The organism is Cytobacillus spongiae, assembly GCF_021390075.1.
In genome coordinates this window covers 485143-506421 of record NZ_CP089998.1, presented here as the reverse complement: position 1 = coordinate 506421, position 21279 = coordinate 485143, and the positions used below count along the sequence as shown (strand labels likewise).

The window sequence follows — 21279 nt, the reverse complement described above, 5'->3', positions numbered from 1 at the left end:
TCCTGTGAAAGGATAAGAGGAGGTAGTTCACATTGATAGATTTAAGAAGTGATACAGTAACCAAGCCAACGGAAGCGATGAGAAAGGCAGCTTTTGAAGCTGAAGTCGGGGATGATGTGTATGGGGAAGATCCTACAGTGAAAAAGCTGGAACAGGAAGCAGCGAATCTATTAGGTAAAGAAGCCGCCTTATTTGTAACGAGCGGAACTCAAGGAAATCAGATAGCTGTTTTAACACACACCCGCCCCGGGAATGAAATTATACTGGAAGCTAATTCACATATATTTTACTATGAGTCAGGTGCTGTTGCTGCTTTGGCAGGTGTTCAGACACGTACCATCCACGGAATCAGAGGTGAGATGGATCCTGTCGAGGTAGAAGAGTCCATACGTATAGAAGATCAGCACTTTCCCGAAACTGGGCTCATTTGTTTAGAAAATACGCATAATCGTGCAGGTGGAGCAATCGTGTCTCCAGAGAATATGAAGGCGATTCACGCACTGGCTAAAAAGCATTCTATCCCTGTTCATATGGATGGTGCACGACTCTTTAATGCTGTGTCTGCCAGCGGAAAGAATGTCAGTGAGTTCACCGACCACTGTGATACAGTGCAAGTCTGCCTGTCTAAAGGGTTGGGTGCGCCTATAGGTTCAATTATCGCCGGAGATCATACCTTCATAAAGCGTGCACGAAAATGGAGAAAGAGGTTAGGGGGCGGCTTGAGACAGGCAGGTATGGTAGCCGCGCCAGGATTGGTGGCCTTGACAACCATGAGGGACAGGTTGGTGGAGGATCATGAAAAAGCATTAATATTGAGGGAAACCCTTCAATCCTGTGAAGGGATTGAGGTCATCAATAATGTGGAAACTAATATCGTGGTTGCAGATGTGAAGGAAAGGGGAATGACGTCGGATCAATATGTTAAGAAGTTAAAGGAAAATGGAATCCTGGCAGTTACATTTGGGCCTACTCTTGTTCGTTTTACCACTCACTATGATGTTTCTATGAATGATATGAAGGGGGTTACTGAAAAATTGAGGAACCTTTCTTAATACAGAGGGTAAACCTTGACATAAGGAACGGAAGAGCTGTTGCCCTTCCGAATTTCTTACTCATTGTGATCCAGTTTTTTTCCGTGATGAGGCTGCGGATGCCACCTCATCATGTAATCATTTTCTTTCAATTTTTGATGTTTCGCTTCCATCATCTTAAGAACCTTGTTCCCTTGTTCTTTTGAAAAGATGCCATACTCAACATATTTGTTGACAAGTTCTTTCTTTGTTGAAAACAATTGTTCATGCAATTTGGAAAGCTCTGCTTTTTGCTCTTCAGTGAGTTCCACCTTTTGATCGGAAGGTGTCACCGGCTCTCCTTCTGCAGCGGCAAATGTACCAAAACTCAAGCTGATCATAAGGACAACCAAGACAGATACCATCATCTTTTTCATTATTATTCCTCCATTCCAAGTTTTCTTTTCTATTGTTTGCGGAACACTAGAAGAATATGTAAGGATGAGAGAATAACGATCGTGATGACATATTTGAAACAAAGAATATGAAAGGTGGATGAAGGATGATTAAACAGTTTTTGTCCAGTATTGGAATCGGGCATGTTAAAGTAGATACAATCGTGCATAAAACCGAAATTTCACCTGGAGATTTCATAGAAGGCGAAGTCGTTTTGGTAGGAGGAATGTCTGATCAGCCTGTGAATGAAGTTTATCTATTGCTGCTTGAGAAGTACGAGGAAGACAAAGAAGACAGCGACTTCCCTTACCATGAAAAAGATGTAGACACCATTATTCTTAATGATATCGGTACAATTAGAGCAGGTGAGGAAAAAAGGATTCCATTTTCGTTTCCTACATCTTCAGAACATCCTAAAACAACGGAAACAAACAAAACCATATTGAGAACAACGGTAGATATACCTCAAGCTGTGGATCCGACTGATGAAGATAGTATATTCGTACGTTAATAGTTTAAAGAAAAGAAGACAGATTCTGCGTTGAATCTGTCTTCTTTTCATTTAGTGTGAAAAAGAGATATTTTACTCATTGAAATCCATCATAACCCACTGTAAAATATAGTAAGCGTATACATTCTAAAAATTCAGAATTTAAATGTGTGTGAATTTATTGGAGAGGAAGGAATTCGATGGGTGGAATATGGTTAGCGGTTATAGGGGGGCTCGTATTTTTATTAGGCTATAAATATTACTCCAAGCTCATAGCTGAGCGTGTGTATCGTCTGGACCCGACTTATGTCACGCCGGCACACCAGTACAAGGATGGTGTAGATTTTGTACCTACCAATCGGTATGTCCTTTGGGGTCACCACTTCACTTCAGTTGCTGGTGCTGCTCCCATTGTAGGGCCGGCAATCGCCGTATACTGGGGATGGCTTCCGGCTTTTTTGTGGGTCATTTTAGGGACCGTGTTTGCTGCGAGTGTTCATGACTTTGGAACGTTGGTTCTATCGGTTCGGAATAAAGGACAATCTGTCGGTTCTCTTGCGAACAAATTAATCGGCAAAAGAGCAAAAGTACTTTTCCTATTTATAATCCTCATTCTGGTATTAATGGTAAATGCAGTGTTTGCCTGGGTCATTGCAAATTTATTCATTACTTTCCCAGCTAGCGTGATCTCTGTGTTCATACAGATTCCGTTGGCAGTATGGATAGGGTATTCGGTTTATAAACGCAATGGCAGTATGCTTCTGCCATCAGTCATAGCGCTTGCCGTTATGTATGCATCAGCCGTCATTGCAAGCCGGGTGGAGTTTTTGCAAATTGATTTAGTCCGGTATTTAGGTGGACAAGAGGCAACCGCATTTTTTGGACTAAGTTCTACGAGCATGGCTTTCTTTGTGTGGATAGTCGTTCTGATGGTTTACGTTTACATAGCTTCCACTTTGCCTGTATGGAAGCTTTTACAGCCGCGTGATTATATCAATTCCCATCAACTGATTGTCGGTCTCGGATTACTTTACCTGGGTCTTCTGTTCACTAACCCGGAGATCACAGCACCGATGACAAACAGTGCTGCCGATGTTTCATGGTTCCCCTTATTATTTATCACGATTGCATGCGGGGCCATTTCCGGATTTCATGGGCTTGTATCTTCCGGTACATCTTCCAAACAATTGGATAAAGAAACGGATGCCCGATTTGTCGGTTACCTTGGAGCAGTGGGTGAAGGAGCACTTGCCTTGATTGCAATCATTGCATGTATCACATTTTTCCCGAATGTGGAAGAGTTTCAGGCGACGTACAGTGGTTTCGCTGCAGCAAGTGGAGCTGGATTGGGGGTTTTCATCAAGGGGGCAGGACAACTTGCCACAGGAGTGGGCATCCCTGCCGACATAGCCGCGACGATTGTATCAGTCATCATAGTGAGTTTCGCTGCCACGACATTGGATTCCTCTGTTCGTCTCATGCGATACATCATTGCTGAGCTCGGAGAAGAGTACAAGGTCAATCCACTGACAAATGCTCACGTTGCGACGACGATTGCCGTTGTTTCAAGTGCTGCTTTAACATTATTGCCACAAGGCCCTAAAGGATTCGGCTCAGGAGGATATCTGCTTTGGCCATTATTCGGTACATCGAATCAACTACTTGCGGGAATCAGTTTACTCCTCATTACGATCTGGCTAAAACGACAAGGAAGGAACTATTTCGCTACCTTGATTCCCATGCTGTTCCTAATGTTCATGACCCTGTGGGCGATGATTCACCAGGTGGTGTTCGAATGGTCAGGTGCCGGTGATTCAGAAGGAAATATGCTGCTATTCATCTTTGGCAGTATCATTCTTATCTTCACAATGTGGATTCTCATAACAGCTGCTGCTTCACTTTCTAAAAAGGGGGACGATCCCTCACAGTTCTCTGCTTAATCAATTGAAAGGGCGACTCAGGACCGGGTCCCCTTTTTCTATTTATATAGAGGGAGGGTTCAAAATGGTGGAAATCATGATGATTCGTTCAGAGCTTGAAGTCGGGATGGGCTGATGTGGTGGAGTCAGTGGTGACGGGTTCATCACAATGGAGCAAGATTTTACTCATCATCAGAAAGAAAGAGTTTCACTGGGAGAACTTTACCGTGAATCTATCGATACCTATGGAGAGAAGGTATCGATTATCTATTGCGATCCTAGAAATTTCTTATCCATCTTTATTTATTTTATCAGGCAGGCGGGACGAAAAAAGTTGCCGCTCCATAAAGTTGCTTTTAGTATCCTCTTTCATATTAAAAGGGAGGCCATTTTTATCAATGGTCACTTTCTTAAAGAAAAACGGGAGTATCACCCTGCCATTCAGAAACATTTATAAGGGGATGATCAACAATGGATGTATCTATGAAAGACAAGTTCAAAAGAATCGTACAGCTGTACGATGACATGATCCGCCTTCCTCACAAGACGGAGATTGCCCGGGAATTGAGGGATGAGGAAGATTTATTCTTATTGCTCCTCTATTCCGACATGCTGGGTTTGCCGAATCCTGTCTTTTATTACACATTGGAACTCTATCCATATATAGTAGAAAAATTTCACGATTGGCATTTAAGAATGGGAATGGAGCACTCACCTTTGGATGGCATAAGATGCTGTTAACAAAAAGGGAAGGGAGACAAATATGCATGATGTACAGCACCAATCAATTGTTTTTGTAGGGGGGAAAGGAGGAGTAGGGAAATCAACTTCTGCATCTGCTCTAGCCTTAATGTTTGCTAAAAAGGGAGAGAAAACGTTAATCATTTCAACTGATCCTGCTCATAATCTAGGGGATATATTTCATAGGGAAATCAAGGAGAACAAAACACAATTGAAAGAAAATCTATGGGGAATAGAAATCAACCCAACTTCCGAAACCCAGAGATACATCGATGGCGTTAAAAGGAATCTAAAGGGAATGGTTAAATCAAATATGATCAATGAGGTACACCGTCAGATCGATATGGCTGCATCTGCACCAGGTGCGGAGGAAGCTGCACTATTTGACCGGATGGTATCCATCATCCTGGAAGAAGCAAATGGTTTCGACAAAATCATCTTTGACACGGCACCTACCGGTCATACGATTAGGCTTCTATCTCTTCCGGAACTGATGGGGGTATGGATGGACGGGATGCTGGAAAGAAGGAAGAAAACAAACAAAAACTATTCACAGCTACTTAATGATGGTGAACCGGTTGAAGATCCCATTTATGATGTGCTCCAAAAACGGCGTGAGAAGTTTTCAAAAGTCAGGGAGATCCTCCTTGATTCCAAAAGGACAGGATTCATTTTTGTCCTCATACCTGAAAGACTTCCAATATTGGAAACTGAAAAGGCTGTTGAATCCATGGGTAAACATGGATTGAATATAGACGGGTTGATCGTTAATAAGGTCCTCCCGAGTCTGGCGGATGGAGAGTTTCTTCAGAAAAGGAAAGATCAGGAGAAGCTTTACTTACAACTTATGAAGAAGAAGTTTACAAATCAGTCATTTTATCAAATTCCTCTACTAGAAGAAGATATCTGTACCCTCCATCACCTGGATGAATTTGTAGGCCATTTAGATGAACAAATATTCAGTGGAGAAGGTTGTACTTAGGTTGTCTCCCTTCTCAAAATGATCGTAAAGCAATGAGCTCTAATGGTCATTTTTACATTCCTGAAGGAATCCCTTCCTTTTTTGGCGAAAAGATAATGTGAACAAAAAGGACGAGGGAGTGAAACCCATGAGTAGTGATTGGAAACAAGTAACGGGAATTCTTCCGTTGAAGAAGAGAGAAGAAACGCAGAATCGATGGCTGTTCCATAGACTGAATACTCTGTTACCGTCCTTGATGAAAAAGCATGATGTTGACATGTGGGTTGTCTCTTCACGAGAATATAATGAAGATCCTATTCTTAAAACTTTATTCCCCACCACTATTGATTCTTCGGGAAGATTGACGATTCTCGTGTTTTATCTTGATGAAAATCAACAAATGAAAAGATGGGTGCTTCACCCTAATCCGGGCTTTGAGCCATTTTATGAACGTATTTGGTCACCGGAAGAATACGATCAATGGGAATGCCTCAAAAGACTTGTAGAAAGTCATGACCCTGATTCAATTGCATTAAATTACTCATCCACCTTTGCCGCATGTGATGGAATAAGCCATTCTTTGTTTGAACATATTAGCATGCTGTTGGATGAGTATTCCCATAAGTTTGTGTCAGCTCAGCAAATCATCGTGGACTGGCTGTCGGTAAGGACTCCAAAAGAGCTTACTGCCTATCCTTCCATAGCCGAGCTGGCGAGGTCCATAGCAGGAGAAGCTTTATCCCAGGGAGTCATTCATCCAGGTATTACAACGACTGAAGATGTAGTGGATTGGATCAGGCAACGGGTCTTGGGGTTAGGACTTGAAACATCTTTTTACCCTACAGTCGATTTGCAGCGAAAAGGTGCAGATATGGACCGGTTGGAAGGTGAAATCATCAGGTGTGGAGACATCGTGCACCTGGACTTTGGTATCCGATATCTAGGATTAGCAACAGATACTCAGCAGCTTGCCTACGTTCGCTATCCTGGTGAGGAGGAAGCACCAGAAGGACTTCAATCAGCCTTGCAAACCGCTTTAAGGTTCGAGGACATTATATTCGAAGAAATGAAGGTAGGCAGAACAGGAAACGAAGTATTTCACCGTTCAATGAAAAAGGCGAGGGATGAAGGGATTGAAGCAATGCTTTATTCTCATCCAATAGGAAATCACTGCCATGAAACAGGTGCTTTAATCGGGTTGTATGATCAACAAAGGGATATTCCCATTAGAGGAGATCTGCCTATCACATGCAATACATGTTATGCCATGGAGTTTAACATCAGGCAATACGTTCCTGAATGGAACCAGTCGGTCCCTATCTACCTTGAAGAACCCGTCGCATTCATAAAAGAGCGATTGGAATTCATGGCTAAGAGACAAGTATCATTCTACCTTATATAAACCGAGTGAAGAGTACAATCGAAGGATTGTACTCTTTTATATAACTGTATCCTTCTAAAGAGAATTGTGCTTTATAACATCAGTAAGCAGAATGAGAGATCTAATGAAGATGCATACATCGTAAAAAAAATAAGAAAACCACTTGACTTTATACCTAGTGGGGTATAATATAGTGAATGTAGCAAGAAAACAACAAGCCAACAGGAGGTGTCTGGATGGAATACAACTCACAAATTAAGAATCGGATTAGACGTGTTGAAGGGCAGCTCCGGGGAATAGTCAGAATGATGGAGCAAGGTGAAGATTGTAAAGATGTTATGACGCAGCTTTCAGCAGCCAAAACAGCTCTAGACCGTTCGGCAGGCTTAATTGTCAGTATGAATCTTGTCGAGTGCGTCAGGGATTCCAGGGAGTCAGGTGAAAGAACAGAAGATCTTGTAAAAGAAGCAGTGAATTTATTAGTGAAGAGTCGATAAGAAAATAGGTTGACATCTTTTTTTATATCACATAATATACCCATATAGGTATATAAAGAATGAGGAGGCATCACGAAATGATGAATGCAGATAAAGTACTTGATGCAAAAGGGTTAGCTTGCCCAATGCCGATCGTGAAGACACGAAAGGCGATAAAAGAAATAGATTCCGGTCAAATTTTAGAGGTGCAGACAACAGATAAAGGAGCAAAAAGTGATTTGACGGCCTGGGCAAAATCTACGGGACATGAATTACTTGACTCAAAAGAAGAAAGTGATGTATTTACATTCTGGATTAAAAAAGGATAAATTTTTTTAAGGGGAATTATACCCCTTATGGTAAATAGGAGGAGATACAATGTCAGAAAGAAAAACAACCAATATTATTCTCTTTAGTGGAGATTATGATAAAGCGATGGCGGCCTATATCATTGCAAATGGAGCTGCGGCTTACGACCATGATGTAACGATATTTCACACATTCTGGGGATTGAATGCTCTAAGAAAAGAAGGAATGGTACCAGTGAAAAAAGGCTTTATGGAAAAAATGTTCGGGAAAATGATGCCCCGTGGTGCAGATAAAATGGGATTATCAAACATGAACATGATGGGCATGGGTCCAAAAATGATCAAAGGAGTCATGAAGAAGCACAATGTAATGCCATTGCCCGATTTAATAGATATGGCCAAGGAACAAGAGGTGAAACTCGTGGCTTGTACCATGACAATGGATTTATTAGGCTTGCACAAAGACGAGTTATTGGAAGAAATAGAATATGCCGGAGTAGCAGCGTATTTGGCTGATGCTGAAGACGGTAATGTGAATTTATTCATTTAATTTTTTTGGAGTTAAATATACCCTATAAGGTAATTGGAGGTTTAATGAATGAACACGATTGAATCAAATTTCGTATTAGATGCAAAGGGATTAGCATGTCCCATGCCGATTGTAAAAACAAAAAAGGCCATGAATCAATTAGAAGCGGGCCAAGTAATTGAAATTCAAGCAACTGATAAAGGATCAAAGGCCGATCTTCAAGCGTGGGCAAAAAGTTCCGGACATGACTATCTGGGCACGATTGAAGAAGGAGACGTCCTCAAACATTTTGTGCGTAAATCAAGTGGTGAAGAGACTGTTGAGCGCAAACATGAATATGTGGCAGATAATGAGACATTGTCAGCTAAACTTGGCGATGAAAATATTATCGTATTGGATGTCCGGGAAAAAGCCGAATATGCGTTTAAGCATATTCCAGGCGCTGTCTCTATCCCATTTGGTGAGCTGGAGACTCGTGCAGGGGAACTGGATAAAGAAAAGGACATTTATGTGGTTTGCCGAACTGGGAATAGAAGCGATATGGCAGCGCAGCTGCTTGTTGAAAAAGGGTTTGAAAAAGTGATCAATGTGATTCCAGGCATGAGTGATTGGCCAGGAGACGTTGAATCTGCTATCAAATAAAGTGGTTCTTATATAAGGAATTTTAAAATTTAGGAGGGGAAAACAATGACGGTTAAAGCAATGAAATCAAAAGAAGTAGCTCAGAAAGTCATGAATAGAGAAGAGTTATTCATCTTGGATGTCCGAAATGAGGATGCCTTTGAAGATTGGAAAATTGAAGGTGAAAAATTTGAGTATTTTAACATCCCATACTTCGATCTCTTAGATGGAGTAGATGGAATAATGGAAAAATTACCAGAAGATAAAGACATTCTTGTCGTGTGTGCAAAAGAAGGTTCTTCTATTATGGTCGCGGAGATGCTCTCAGATGAAGGGAAAAACGTTTCTTACCTTGAAGGCGGAATGAAAGCGTGGAGCGAACATTTGGAACCTGTCAAAGTGGGAGAATTATCAAATGGCGGAGAGCTATATCAATTTGTACGATTAGGTAAAGGGTGTCTATCCTACATGGTCGTGTCAAAAGGTGAAGCAGCAATCGTCGATGCTACCCGTATGACTGATATCTTTATTGACTTTGCAAAAGAAAAAGGTGCAACGATCACAAATTTATTTGATACTCACTTACATGCTGATCACATTTCTGGTGGGCGTAACATTGCAGAAGCAACGAATGCTACCTATTGGTTGCCTCCAAAAGATGCTGAAGAAGTTACCTTTGAATACGCTGCTCTAGAAGACGGGAATAAAGTAGTGATTGGAAATACAACCATCGAGATAACGGCTCTGTACTCTCCGGGGCATACCATTGGATCAACGTCATTTGTTATTGATGAGAAATATCTATTATCAGGTGACATCCTATTTGTAGATAGCATCGGACGTCCAGACCTTGCAGGGAAAGCAGAAGATTGGGTTGCAGATCTACGAGAAAGTCTTTACAAACGGTATAAAGACCTCTCTATGGAGCTTACGGTTTTACCCGCTCACTTTATGATTATTGAAGAAATAAATGAAGATGGGTCTGTAGGTGAAAAACTGGGAACATTGTTTGCAAATAACCACGGGTTAAATATTGAGAGTGAAGAAGAATTTAGAAAACTGGTATCTGAAAACCTTCCACCTCAGCCAAATGCTTATCAAGAAATTCGCGAAACGAATATGGGTAAAGTAACACCAGATGAAGAGAAACAGCGTGAAATGGAAATTGGACCTAACCGTTGTGCTGTTCGATAAACTAATCTTTAGAAATAAACAAATGGGAACCTACCTAGGAGGTTCCCGTTTTATTAGAAGAGGAGGAACAACACGATGGATTTGGCATTTATTATTACAATCTTTCTAATCGGATTTGTCGGCTCGTATATATCAGGAATGGTAGGCATTGGCGGCAGCATCATTAAATACCCCATGCTTCTTTATATCCCGCCATTGCTTGGGGTTGCAACTTTCAGCGCTCACGAAGTCTCGGGTATCAGCGCAGTTCAAGTATTCTTTGCCACACTTGGTGGCGTTTGGGCTTACCGAAAAGGAGGCTATTTAAATAAAACGCTCATCACTTTCATGGGTGTAAGTATTCTAATCGGCAGCTTCATAGGTGGATATGGTTCGAAATTCATGAGTGAGTCCGGAATCAATATTGTGTATGGAATTCTTGCATTAATAGCAGCTATCATGATGTTCATTCCTAAAAAGGGCATAGATGATATAAAGATGGAAGATGTAACCTTTAACAAGTGGTTAGCGGCGATACTGGCACTGATTGTAGGAATTGGGGCAGGGATCGTCGGAGCGGCAGGAGCATTCCTATTAGTACCGATTATGTTGGTGGTTTTAAAGATTCCAACAAGAATGACAATCGCTTCCTCCCTTGCCATCACGTTGATTTCTTCAATTGGATCAACAGTAGGTAAGATATCAACTGGTCAGGTGGAATATATACCGGCAATGATCATGGTGATAGCCAGTTTAATTGCATCTCCATTAGGGGCTATGGCAGGCAAGAAGATGAATACAAAAATTCTTCAAATGATATTAGCTGTGTTGATTTTAGCTACAGCTATTAAAATTTGGCTGGATATATTATAAAAAGATATAGTTTAGTTCTAATCACGTGTAAACCTTCTATTAATAAGGAAGGTTGCAGTGAAAGGAACTAAACTTTTTTTGTATGGTAAGATGTTTTAATCATTAGTACTTAGCAGGGGTCAAAGCATGTATGATAGAGTAGTAAGAGGCTGTATGTAACTTTTTTTAAGTGTTGATCGTCTAATGGATAAGGGGAAATAAGCCTCTGGATGGATGAACTTATTCATAATGACAAGTACAATGGATGAATGGGATGATCGCTTTACCATCCATAAAGAAAGAAGGAGAAGGTTTTATGAGAAAAATGACTATAGCTTTGCTTGTTACACTCATGGTGGGATTCTTCGTTCAGCCAGTATCTGCTGCAGATAATGATAAAGAAAGCATCAATGAAAAATTTGGACTTCCTATCGTCGTATATGGAGAAACTCTTACTGCCGAACAGAAGAAAGAGGTTCAAAAGCAATTAGGACTAGATGAAGGAACAGAAGTTGATGAGTTCACGGCGACAGGAGAAGACTTGGTGAAATACATTGAGGGTGAAGACCGAAATGCACGAATGTTCTCATCTGCCATGATCACGCGTAAAGACAAAGGAGAAGGTTTAACAGTGAATATCGTTACTCCGGATCATATTACGGAAGTGACTAATTCAATGTATTCCAATGCTCTCCTCACTGCAGGAGTTGAAAACGCCGTAGTGGATGTTGCTTCTCCAAAAAAAGTGAGTGGACATTCTGCATTGGTGGGAATTTATAAAGCATATGATGTGAGCGGAGAGAAGCTTGATACGGTACGGATGGAAGTTGCAAATGAAGAATTGAATGTCGCGACAGAACTTGCGAAGGAATCGGGCATTGATAAAGAAGAGGTCAGTAAGCTGTTAACTGAAATCAAGAAGGAGATTGCCGAGCAGGATCCCGCAACGAAAGAAGAAGTGGAACAAATCGTTGAAGAGAAGCTGAAGACATTGAATATTGAACTGAGTCCAGAGGATCGTCAACTATTAATAGATCTCTTTGAAAAAATGAGGTCACTTGATATAGATTTTGATAATGTGCAACAACAATTGGATGACTTAACGAAAGAGATCCAGACGACAATTAAGGATTTAGTGAATGATGAGGGCTTTGGGCAGAAAGTATCCGATTTCTTCACAGGATTAGTAGAAGCAATCGCTGCTTTCTTTAAATCGATTAAAAATATATTCAGCTAATTCAATCCTTTATAAAAAACAGACTGAGTCCACTATACCGGGACTCAGTCTGTTTTTATATATCAAGTAATGGAAATAGAAGATACACAGTTGTTCCTTTCCCTTCAGAACTTTGAATGGAAAAAGAGCCACCGTGCTTATGCATGATTTCTTTCGCAATGGACAAACCTAGACCATATCCACCAGTATTCCTTGTCCTGGACAGATCCGACCGGTAGAACCTTTCCCCGATCTGAGAAAGTGATTCTTCAGGAATGCCGATCCCGGAATCCTGAATTTTCACAACGGCCATCCCATCTTCCTCATAGGATTGAATAAAGATGGGACTTTTTTCAGTGGAATATTTCAGGGCATTGTCTAAAACATTATAAAAAACCTGCATGACCCTGTCAGGGTCACCATTAATAATACTTTCTTCATTTAACTGATGATTGATTTCGATTTTCTTCATTTTCGCCTGAGAGAATATAAGGGTTAATGTATCCATGATTAACTGAGAAAGGACGATGGGCTCGATATCTAAGGAAAAAGATGAATCTTCTAATTTATTCAATTCCAGTAATTCAGTGATCAACCTCTGCATCCGGATTGATTCTTTTTGAATAAGATGAAGACTTTCTTCCATTTCTTCAGGGTTCGTCTGCACCCTGTCGGTCAATGCCTTAGCATAACCTCCAATATAGGTAAGCGGGGTCCTTAGTTCATGGGCAACATTGGCTAGGAACTGACGTTTTCGTTCTTCTTGATGTTGAAGTGATTCGACCATGCTGTTGAAGGTAAGCGCAAGCTCAGCCATTTCATCTTTAGAGTGAACATGGAGCCTGCCTGAAAAATCCCCCTTTGCCACTTTATTCGAAAACAGCTGCATTTCCCGTATAGGTTTGAAGAGTGACCCTAAAGAAGATTGAATGACCAAGAACAATACAAAGTAAAACATGACTCCTGTGAGTACCAAAATAGGGATCCCTCTGCTAAAAACCTCAGTCATTTCAGCAAGAGGGATATAAATGAGCAAATATCCCATTAATTTCTCTTCATTCATCAGAGGGAAGATGGCACCTATCACGTTGCGATTAAATTCCTCTACATACCCCTCCTTCATGATCCGGTTCCCTTTGGCCAATTCTCGTTTGTCTTCGTTAGTGATTAAAGATTTCTGGTCAATCAGGTATGGAAAACGGATCGTTAAATCGTCAAGGTCCTCTACAACAGCTACTTCGTAAGGAGAAATGACGTTGTACCAGAGGATTTTATCCTTTACACTTCCGCTCACGTCTCCATAATGATAATGGTCTGCTGTTCTCTGTCCTTGGTACAGGAGGGATTCTTTAACGGTACCGATATAGAGATCCTTGTACAGAAAGTGAATAAATAAAAACGAGAAGACGATCGTTAACAGCAAACTGCTTAATAGAAGTAGAGATACTTTTTTATTAAGTGTCAGGTTCGAATTTTTCAAGACGATTCCTCGAACTTATAACCTAAGCCCCACACGGTTACAATCAAATGCCCGAAGTTCTTTAATTTAAGCCGCAACGTTTTAATATGTGTGTCTACTGTTCGGTCGCTTCCTTCATAGTCTCTGCCCCAAACCTGATCAAGGAGTTGTTCACGTGTATATACTCTTCCATGATTACGGGCAAGAAAAAGAAAGAGTTCATATTCCTTTAAGGTTAAGCGAGGAGAAAGGTCATCTACAGATACGGTCCTGGATGCCAAATTAAACGATACTGGTCCATACCGTTCAATCATCGGATGGTGACTGGTTTGATTTCCATAAGATCTTCTCAGGATCGTTTCGATCCGTGCAACCAGTTCTTCTGCGTTAAATGGCTTAACCATATAATCGTCACTTCCAAGCTTGAGTCCTTTCACTTTATCTAAATCATCTCCCTTTGCAGACAGGAAGATAAAAGGAACCTGACTTCTTTCCCTGACCTCTTTTAATAATTGATAACCGTCCATGAAGGGCATCATGATATCCACAACCATGATATCTACTTGGGTTTTTTTCATTTGATCAAGGGCATCAAGACCGTTTTCTGCATCGATGCAGAAGTACTGCTCATTATTCAAATAAAGTTTGATCAGTTGTCTCATGTCGGGTTCATCGTCAACAATTAAGACATTCCATTTTTTCAACTTGAATCACTCCTATCGATTCTGCACAGACACCTCATCAGCTATATTATAGACGAAAAAAGTGAATTTTTTATGATATAAGATACATTAACCACACATAGTGACTTTACTCGTTTCAGACAGTGATGCAAAAAGGTTTGCGTATAAATCCATTACAGTCACTACTTTTCACGAAACAGGGACATAAGCCCTTCCCTTTTATCCGGTCTTTAATAGGCTAATAAAGAGGAGTGAAAGAGAGATGTATGAGAGGAGAAACATACAGAGAAAGAATTTATTGAGCTTATTAACTTCCACTAACGGACTTCCAAATCTTGGGACTGGATATGACAACAGTTTACCTAATGGATATCTAGGGTCAATGCCACCATTGGGGGGGCAGGGGGGGAACAGTCCCGTGGCGGCTTATAATCAGTTTCCATCTGCAACAAACACCGTGGGATACGGTCAGCAGGGGTATCCTCCACCACCTGGATTCCCACAGGCAGGGTATGGACCACCTCCTTATGGTCCAGCAGGTGGATATGGATTCGGTATTAATCCACTTGGCGCAGGGTTAATCGGTCTTGGGATTGGGTTCCTTGGAGGACAAATTGTGAATAGTCCTTTTAAAGGTTTTAAGGGACCGTATAAACGCTGCTTCTACTATTTATAGATAAATGAAACCGACTCTTGGATAGGGTCGTTTTTTTTTTTTGTAAATTCTTTTCTCCCTAAAGAAGGGTGTAGTGGAGTGAGAGAAAAATCTTGACTAAATACCTAATGGGGTATATTATAGGTGCATACGGAAAAATGTGAGCAATCACAACCAAAAAGTTAAAATGAGGTGTTTTTTTGGATTATATTGGATTACTTATACTGGTTCTACTTGTTTCTATGTACATGGTGTTTAAGAAACCCGGTAAAAATATTAAACAAATCTCCATTCAGGAATTAAAGCCTTTATTACATGACAACTCAAGGCAGTTTATTGATGTACGGACCCCTGGAGAATTCAAGCAAAATCATATTAGACAGTTTAAGAATATGCCTTTACAGTCATTATCGAAAAGTGCCCACAAACTATCAAAAGATAAAGAAATCATCGTAATCTGTCAAAGCGGGATGAGAAGTGCTAACGCCTGTCGAGTGCTTAAACAGAAAGGATTCACATCGATCACAAATGTTAAGGGTGGTATGAATTCCTGGTACTAGTATGACCACTCATCGCGAAAAATCTGAAAGTGAGGCAGTCATTTTGAAAACAATTTCATCAGCTGAATTAAATAAACGCATATCATCAGGAGAAGTTGTGAATATTATCGATGTTCGTGAAGCAGCAGAGTTCAGGTCCCGGAAAATCCCCAATAGTATGAATTTTCCATTGGGGCTATTGGAATTTCGTATGAATGAATTGGATAAGAATAAAGAATATATAGTGGTGTGCCAATCAGGGGGACGAAGTAGTCAAGCTGTTAAGTTCCTGGAGTATCATGGTTTCCATGTAACAAATATGAATGGCGGAATGAATTCATGGGAAGGAAAAGAAGAGTAAACGTGTTCCTTCCTCTCTTGAATGTTGTTGAATGTATCCGAATACCCCTGTAGGTTTAAAAAATATAAAATGAGGATAATGTATTTAGGACAGGATATAAAAATGTAAGGGAGGAATTCATTATTTCTACAGTAAAAGAATTGACAGCGAAAGAACTAACTAAAAAAATAATGAGCGGAGAGGGCATGTTCATCCTGGATGTTAGACCCAAAGATGCTTTCGATGATTGGAAAGTAGAAGGGGAGAACGTGAAAATCATCAATAAACCCTTTTCGGAACTGAAAGATAATCTTGAATCGGTTCAATCAGTTTTACCAAGTGATGAGGATATATATGTTATTTGTGCAAAAGGACATTCTTCAACCAAAACAGCTGAAATGCTGGTTGAAGCGGGAATGGAGAACATCTATTCCGTTAAGGGTGGTATGCAGGCTTGGAGTGAACATTTAGAACCAATTAAAATTGGTGACGTATCAGGCGGAGCGATTTATCAATTTGTCCGTATTGGCAAGGGATGTTTATCTTATGCGATTGTGTCAAATGGAGAAGCAGCTTTCGTTGACCCCAGCCGCCTTTTGAAGCCTTATAAAGAATTTATTAGGGAGCATAACGTATCAGTTATGGGAGTCCTTGACACGCACCTCCATGCAGATCATATTTCCGGGGGCAGAGCTTTAAGCAATGATTACGATTCACCATATTATTTACCTCCCAAGGATGCAGCGGAAGTTCAATACCACTATACAGAGTTAAATGAAGATACAATCATTGAAATCGGCAATACGACGATAAAGGCTTTGTATTCTCCGGGGCACACGATAGGCAGCACATCTTTTATTGTCGATGACAGTTATTTGTTAACGGGGGACATTCTCTTTATTGATTCGATTGGAAGGCCAGATTTGGCAGGGAAAGCCGAAGATTGGGTAGGGGATTTAAGAGAAACACTGTATTCAAGATACAAAGATCTTAAGCCTGATCTAACGGTCTTACCTGCACATTTCATGACCATAGACGAGATGAATGAAGATGGATCCGTTTCCCATCCTCTAAGTAACCTTTATAAGGAAAATCATGGATTGAACATTGAAGATAAAGAGGAATTTAGAAAAACCGTTACCGAAAACCTTCCTCCACAACCCAATAGTTATGAAAAAATCCGTGAAACGAATATGGGTAAGGTGGATCCCGGAGAAGATGAAAAGCGCGAAATGGAAACAGGTCCAAACCGTTGTGCCGTTAGGTAAAGAATGAAAGAATAGGTGCCGATTTTTTTCTTAATGACAAAAATCATCCCTCCAGTGATTGGAAGGGATGATTTCTTGAATTCAGCAGCAACCAGAGGTGACGAGGGCATGAAGGAGACGAATGAATCTAAATATATACAGCAGCACTTAGCCAATGAACGTACGTTTCTGGCCTGGATTCGAACGGCTATTGCCATTATCGGGATTGGTTTTTTAACAACAAGCTTGCATTATAACTCACTTCAAGGAAATCCTGTTCAAGATAAGATTGCTTTAACCATCAGCGGCGTTTCTATCGTCATAGGTTTAGCCGTCATTATTGGATCAACCTTACATTATTACCGGACAAGAAAACATATCAACACACAAACATTTGTGTCCGCAGATGCTTTCATAAAGATGATGGCTGTTGTGGCTACAATTGTTCTTTTATTCGTCACGGTTTATTTTTTTTCTCTTAGGTAAAAAAGCTGAACGCAGGTGGAGTTTGATCCCCGCGTTCAGCTTTTTTAATCTTGTTTTTTCTCGTTATAATACTGTACAGATGTCATGGCTCCTTCACTTACCATTGAATTATCTTCAATATTTGAAGGGTCTGGGTTGCCTCCTTTTTCAACAGGTAGGTCTTCTTTTCTTCTCTTTTTAAATTTAGTCACTAAACCTTCTTTAACATTATGGAGCTGATTTCGTTTCTCTTTCGAAGATAAAATCCATCCCAATGAACCCGCCGTGACTGTAGCACCTACAAGTAAAGTTTTATTGAGTTTCATATTTACTCCTCCTGATCATCATAATTGTTTGTATAGTATGTTCATCCTTTTCCCGGCTTACATGAAAATAAACCTGGCTGGCGATTTCATATCTAACCAGGAGTGGACAATGCTAGCATTCTAGTTAAAAATAAACTTAGACGGTATGAAATGGAGGATGAGGTATTTGAAAGGAATAACAAGTAAGAGCGTCATTGGATTTATAGGGACAGGTGTAATGGGAGAAAGCATGGCATGCCATCTACTCCATGCAGGGTTTCCCGTGGTCGTTTACAATCGAACGAAAGAGAAAGCATTAAAGCTTATTGAAATTGGTGCAAAATGGGCGGACTCACCAAAAGAAGTGGCTGATGTTTCAGATACAATCATTACAATGGTAGGCTACCCCTCAGATGTAGAAGAGATATATTTAGGTGAGAACGGTCTCCTTCATCATATGAAAAAAGGATGTATTGCTATAGACATGACTACTTCCTCTCCTAAATTAGCAGAGGAAATCAACTTATTCGCTCGGGATAAAGGGATCTACACTTTGGATGCTCCTGTTTCAGGGGGAGACATAGGTGCCAAAGAAGCAAGACTTTCTATCATGGCGGGGGGAGACAAGGGGGCTTTCGATGCCGTGATCCCCCTGATGGATCTACTGGGTTCTAATGTTGTGTATCAAGGAAAAGCCGGGGCAGGTCAACATACGAAAATGTGTAATCAGATCACAATTGCCTCGAATATGATGGGAGTAAGTGAAGCCCTGCTTTATGCCAAACGTTCAGGCTTGAATCCTGAAACTGTGCTGAAGAGTATCACCTCGGGAGCAGCTGGGAGCTGGTCACTGAGTAACCTGGTCCCGCGGATGATTGATGAAGATTTTGCTCCAGGGTTTTATGTAAAGCATTTTATCAAAGATCTTAAAATCGCCCTTGATTCAGCCCAGGGGATGGAAATCAAAACCCCTGGTTTAGAACTGGCCCTTTCATTATATGAAGAGTTAGCTCAAAGCGGAGAGGGGAATAGCGGGACCCATGCATTGATTAAATTATTGGAAACACAATAAAGAGGCTGTAATAAAACTAAAAAGACCTTCACATAAACACGAGCAATTTCAGTGCACTTTCTTGATACAGGGAATGATTACCTTGCAAGACTCTGCTTTACGGGGGTAGTCGGTGAGCTTGTCCCTGTTTTACCCCAAAAACAATAGGAGGTGCCTGCAAAATTGGCCAAGAGTCTACGGCTTTCACTCCAAAAATGAGATAAATTTAAAAAAGTATAAAACCCGAACTATATTTCCAATATGCAGGTAATATAGTTCGGGTTTTTTTAGATATTCATGCTTTTGTCCCAACCTCTATTAAATCTTCCCTATATTGTCAGGATTTTTCTGAATTCCAGATAGGTTTGGAAGCCAATTGGCCGGGACTCCTTCACCTGTTTTTCTTCCATATTTTATGGCTTCCAGCACTCTTAATATCTCATAGCTATTCCGACCGACCTCAGGCGGATAGATCATTTTTGATGATATCATGCCTTCAGGGTCGATGATGATGGTGGCTCTGAACGTAGCGCCTGCTCGTTCATTTAACACCCGATAGGCTTTACTTATTTCATGATTTCGATCACTCACTAAAGGAAATTGCACTTTAGATGCAGAAGGGGATACTTCAGTGAACACTTTGTGAGAGTATACACTGTCAGTACTTATCCCGAGAACTTCAGCTTGATTTTCTTTAAATCTGGGGTGAATAGCAGCGACCGCTGCCAGCTCTGTTGGTCAGACAAAGGTAAAATCACTCGAATAGAAAAATAAAATGACCCATTTACCGCGATATGATTCCAGGTTGATTCTGTATATCTTCTTTTGTGAATGATCGTACGCATCAGCAATAAAGAGAGGAGCAGGATCATTGGTTTGTGCACAAAATGGCATGGAGTTAACGTCATTTCTCATTTCAGGATTAAAAGGATAGGGTGGGTTATACATTCAATCACCCCTTTCTTTAAAAGTACTAACAACATATATGTCCGTTCCCCGGCCTTTATGTTACGGTCTAAAGTTGTTTCCTATCACATACATGCCTTCTAATTGGGAACAATACAAGGAGTATTCTTCCCAATTAGAAGGAAAGGTGAATCTCTTGACTAAAAAGTCATTTAAGCAATTTTCAACAGTAATATATACATTTGGTTCAATTATGACAGTAATTGCGTTTCTCGTATCTTTTTACCAGACAAAATCAATTATTAAAGCCATTAAGAAATATAGTCCATATAATTGAAGTTTATTGGTTGCAATATCTATCTTTAACCTAGACAATAAAACTAACAATGAATAAGGAGTGGTCCTGTTGAAATTAACGGGTAAGAAAGTGATTCAATTAGTAAGTGCAGATTTCGAAGACTTGGAGCTGTGGTACCCTGTCTTGCGTTTGCGTGAAGAAGGAGCAACTGTACATATAGTAGGTGAAAAGGCCGGTGAAGAATACATTGGGAAGTATGGGGTTCCAATTGTTTCAGATTATGCCTTTAAAGATATCAATCCAAAAGACTATGATGCAATCCTTGTTCCAGGTGGTTGGTCACCTGATAAGCTGCGTCGCTATGAGGACGTCATTTCAATGGTCCAGTCAATGGACAAGAGTAAGAAACCGATTGGACAAATCTGTCATGCAGGCTGGGTGTTGATTTCAGCCAAAATCCTCCAGGGTGTTAATGTAACCAGCACACCCGGTATTAAAGATGACATGGAGAATGCCGGTGCAACCTGGGTGAATGAACCTGTCGTAACAGACGGGCATATCGTTTCAAGCAGAAGGCCGCCTGATTTACCGGATTATATGAGAGAATTCATTGAAGTGCTGGGAAATTAGCAGAATCATCCTATCGAAGACCGGGATGGAAAAACTCTTTGTTTTTCTCATGTACCGGTCTTTTTTTCGTTCACTTCTTTTTTTCCCTTTTATTACGGTCGTGCACCCGAGCAAAAAAAGTCTGCTTAACAGATTGATGGGTCGTAATGGCTGCACCTGTTGCAATGAACCCATTGGCGATACCATTGAAATCAAACCCAAGGGTCCAACCGCTGGCAGCTACACCCGCCAGTAATAAGGTCCAAATGATCAGCCAATCTGGAACATGGGGGGTTCTTTTCAATGCATACCCCAGCACCCATAATACAGGAACAAGCACAGTGACTTGAGGATCAATGGAAATACCGCTTAGGAAGTTCTCTATCATACACCTCACCCCTATAATAAAAATATGACTTCCTTATAGCTTATTCGAAGCAGGTAGTGTTTCATGACAGCCTGTATTAAAAATGAGTGAAAGTGATGGTATAGGTTAATTGTCTAGTTATCATAGTGAGCGATGAAGGGAAAGGATAATGAGGGGTTCAACATTTCTAGTCGATATTCTGTTTGAAAATCATACCTTTAA

The 21279-nt window shown here is 40.6% G+C and carries 28 protein-coding genes; 22 read left to right on the top strand and 6 right to left on the bottom strand.

Annotation, left to right across the window (positions count from 1 at the left end; genetic code table 11):
- Window positions 1-32 precede the first annotated feature (32 nt).
- Window positions 33-1052, top strand: coding sequence for a low-specificity L-threonine aldolase (gene ltaE, locus LS684_RS23090; protein ID WP_233812012.1), 1020 nt, complete (start codon window positions 33-35; stop codon window positions 1050-1052).
- A gap of 56 nt (window positions 1053-1108) precedes the next feature.
- Here the strand turns inward: ltaE and LS684_RS23085 are convergent, their stop codons facing one another.
- Window positions 1109-1447, bottom strand: a complete 339-nt coding sequence (locus LS684_RS23085; RefSeq protein ID WP_169215047.1) for a YckD family protein — start codon at window positions 1445-1447, stop codon at window positions 1109-1111.
- 125 nt (window positions 1448-1572) lie between these two features.
- Between LS684_RS23085 and LS684_RS23080 the strand changes: the two genes are divergently transcribed.
- The 13 genes from LS684_RS23080 (at window position 1573) to LS684_RS23020 (ending at window position 12154) form a co-directional block, all read left to right on the top strand.
- On the top strand, window positions 1573-1977 hold the full coding sequence (locus LS684_RS23080) for a sporulation protein (protein ID WP_169215046.1): 405 nt from the start codon (window positions 1573-1575) through the stop codon (window positions 1975-1977).
- A gap of 179 nt (window positions 1978-2156) precedes the next feature.
- Window positions 2157-3896: a carbon starvation CstA family protein gene (locus LS684_RS23075; RefSeq protein WP_233812011.1), complete on the top strand. Its 1740-nt coding sequence runs from the start codon at window positions 2157-2159 to the stop codon at window positions 3894-3896.
- 148 nt (window positions 3897-4044) lie between these two features.
- Window positions 4045-4332: a hypothetical protein gene (locus LS684_RS23070; RefSeq protein ID WP_233812010.1), complete on the top strand. Its 288-nt coding sequence runs from the start codon at window positions 4045-4047 to the stop codon at window positions 4330-4332.
- A 14-nt stretch (window positions 4333-4346) separates the two neighbouring features.
- Window positions 4347-4616 (top strand): cory-CC-star protein, encoded by a 270-nt coding sequence (locus LS684_RS23065; protein WP_432418844.1) that lies wholly within the window; start codon window positions 4347-4349, stop codon window positions 4614-4616.
- 22 nt (window positions 4617-4638) lie between these two features.
- Window positions 4639-5598: an ArsA family ATPase gene (locus LS684_RS23060; protein ID WP_233812009.1), complete on the top strand. Its 960-nt coding sequence runs from the start codon at window positions 4639-4641 to the stop codon at window positions 5596-5598.
- Window positions 5599-5725: 127 nt separating this feature from the next.
- Window positions 5726-6979 carry a M24 family metallopeptidase gene (locus LS684_RS23055; RefSeq protein WP_225003311.1) on the top strand — a complete coding sequence of 418 codons (1254 nt, stop codon included), beginning with the start codon at window positions 5726-5728 and terminating at the stop codon, window positions 6977-6979.
- Between the two features lie 215 nt (window positions 6980-7194).
- Entirely contained in the window at window positions 7195-7455 is a 261-nt protein-coding gene (locus tag LS684_RS23050; protein WP_233812008.1) for a metal-sensitive transcriptional regulator, read from the top strand.
- Between the two features lie 80 nt (window positions 7456-7535).
- Window positions 7536-7763: a sulfurtransferase TusA family protein gene (locus tag LS684_RS23045; protein ID WP_169215301.1), complete on the top strand. Its 228-nt coding sequence runs from the start codon at window positions 7536-7538 to the stop codon at window positions 7761-7763.
- Between the two features lie 49 nt (window positions 7764-7812).
- Entirely contained in the window at window positions 7813-8292 is a 480-nt protein-coding gene (locus tag LS684_RS23040; protein WP_169215040.1) for a DsrE/DsrF/DrsH-like family protein, read from the top strand.
- Between the two features lie 48 nt (window positions 8293-8340).
- Window positions 8341-8913 (top strand): sulfurtransferase TusA family protein, encoded by a 573-nt coding sequence (locus LS684_RS23035; protein WP_169215039.1) that lies wholly within the window; start codon window positions 8341-8343, stop codon window positions 8911-8913.
- Window positions 8914-8958: 45 nt separating this feature from the next.
- A complete protein-coding gene (locus tag LS684_RS23030) occupies window positions 8959-10086 on the top strand; it encodes an MBL fold metallo-hydrolase (RefSeq protein ID WP_233812007.1) in 1128 nt (375 codons plus the stop codon).
- 75 nt (window positions 10087-10161) lie between these two features.
- The gene (locus tag LS684_RS23025; protein WP_169215037.1) at window positions 10162-10938 is read left to right on the top strand and encodes a sulfite exporter TauE/SafE family protein; all 777 of its coding nucleotides are present in this window, start codon (window positions 10162-10164) and stop codon (window positions 10936-10938) included.
- 295 nt (window positions 10939-11233) lie between these two features.
- Window positions 11234-12154, top strand: a complete 921-nt coding sequence (locus LS684_RS23020) for a DUF1002 domain-containing protein (RefSeq protein WP_169215036.1) — start codon at window positions 11234-11236, stop codon at window positions 12152-12154.
- Window positions 12155-12209: 55 nt separating this feature from the next.
- Here the strand turns inward: LS684_RS23020 and LS684_RS23015 are convergent, their stop codons facing one another.
- Together LS684_RS23015 and LS684_RS23010 are read right to left on the bottom strand one after the other, a co-directional pair.
- Window positions 12210-13613, bottom strand: a complete 1404-nt coding sequence (locus tag LS684_RS23015) for a sensor histidine kinase (protein ID WP_169215035.1) — start codon at window positions 13611-13613, stop codon at window positions 12210-12212.
- Window positions 13610-14296, bottom strand: coding sequence for a response regulator transcription factor (locus LS684_RS23010; RefSeq protein WP_169215033.1), 687 nt, complete (start codon window positions 14294-14296; stop codon window positions 13610-13612). Before LS684_RS23010 ends, LS684_RS23015 begins: the two co-directional genes overlap by 4 nt.
- A gap of 397 nt (window positions 14297-14693) precedes the next feature.
- Here LS684_RS23010 and LS684_RS23005 point away from each other — a divergent pair, with 397 nt between their 5' ends.
- The 5 genes from LS684_RS23005 (at window position 14694) to LS684_RS22985 (ending at window position 17542) form a co-directional block, all read left to right on the top strand.
- A complete protein-coding gene (locus tag LS684_RS23005) occupies window positions 14694-14951 on the top strand; it encodes a hypothetical protein (RefSeq protein ID WP_169214917.1) in 258 nt (85 codons plus the stop codon).
- Between the two features lie 179 nt (window positions 14952-15130).
- Window positions 15131-15490, top strand: coding sequence for a rhodanese-like domain-containing protein (locus LS684_RS23000; protein ID WP_205832347.1), 360 nt, complete (start codon window positions 15131-15133; stop codon window positions 15488-15490).
- A 43-nt stretch (window positions 15491-15533) separates the two neighbouring features.
- A complete protein-coding gene (locus tag LS684_RS22995) occupies window positions 15534-15830 on the top strand; it encodes a rhodanese-like domain-containing protein (protein WP_225003309.1) in 297 nt (98 codons plus the stop codon).
- 122 nt (window positions 15831-15952) lie between these two features.
- Window positions 15953-17077 carry an MBL fold metallo-hydrolase gene (locus LS684_RS22990; RefSeq protein WP_169215299.1) on the top strand — a complete coding sequence of 375 codons (1125 nt, stop codon included), beginning with the start codon at window positions 15953-15955 and terminating at the stop codon, window positions 17075-17077.
- 108 nt (window positions 17078-17185) lie between these two features.
- A complete protein-coding gene (locus tag LS684_RS22985; RefSeq protein WP_225003308.1) occupies window positions 17186-17542 on the top strand; it encodes a YidH family protein in 357 nt (118 codons plus the stop codon).
- Window positions 17543-17586: 44 nt separating this feature from the next.
- On the opposite strand, the gene LS684_RS22980 is transcribed toward LS684_RS22985, so the two are convergent.
- On the bottom strand, window positions 17587-17847 hold the full coding sequence (locus tag LS684_RS22980; RefSeq protein ID WP_169215031.1) for a hypothetical protein: 261 nt from the start codon (window positions 17845-17847) through the stop codon (window positions 17587-17589).
- A 157-nt stretch (window positions 17848-18004) separates the two neighbouring features.
- Here LS684_RS22980 and LS684_RS22975 point away from each other — a divergent pair, with 157 nt between their 5' ends.
- On the top strand, window positions 18005-18898 hold the full coding sequence (locus LS684_RS22975) for an NAD(P)-dependent oxidoreductase (RefSeq protein ID WP_169215029.1): 894 nt from the start codon (window positions 18005-18007) through the stop codon (window positions 18896-18898).
- A 297-nt stretch (window positions 18899-19195) separates the two neighbouring features.
- Here LS684_RS22975 and LS684_RS22970 read toward each other — a convergent pair whose 3' ends face one another.
- A complete protein-coding gene (locus LS684_RS22970) occupies window positions 19196-19792 on the bottom strand; it encodes a peroxiredoxin (protein ID WP_225003809.1) in 597 nt (198 codons plus the stop codon).
- A gap of 187 nt (window positions 19793-19979) precedes the next feature.
- On the opposite strand from LS684_RS22970, the gene LS684_RS22965 reads away from it, so the two are divergent.
- Both LS684_RS22965 and LS684_RS22960 read left to right on the top strand, forming a co-directional pair.
- Window positions 19980-20120, top strand: coding sequence for a hypothetical protein (locus tag LS684_RS22965; RefSeq protein WP_233812006.1), 141 nt, complete (start codon window positions 19980-19982; stop codon window positions 20118-20120).
- Between the two features lie 69 nt (window positions 20121-20189).
- Window positions 20190-20711, top strand: a complete 522-nt coding sequence (locus LS684_RS22960; RefSeq protein ID WP_169215028.1) for a type 1 glutamine amidotransferase domain-containing protein — start codon at window positions 20190-20192, stop codon at window positions 20709-20711.
- A gap of 70 nt (window positions 20712-20781) precedes the next feature.
- Here the strand turns inward: LS684_RS22960 and LS684_RS22955 are convergent, their stop codons facing one another.
- Window positions 20782-21078, bottom strand: coding sequence for a phage holin family protein (locus LS684_RS22955; protein ID WP_233812005.1), 297 nt, complete (start codon window positions 21076-21078; stop codon window positions 20782-20784).
- Window positions 21079-21279 lie beyond the last annotated feature (201 nt).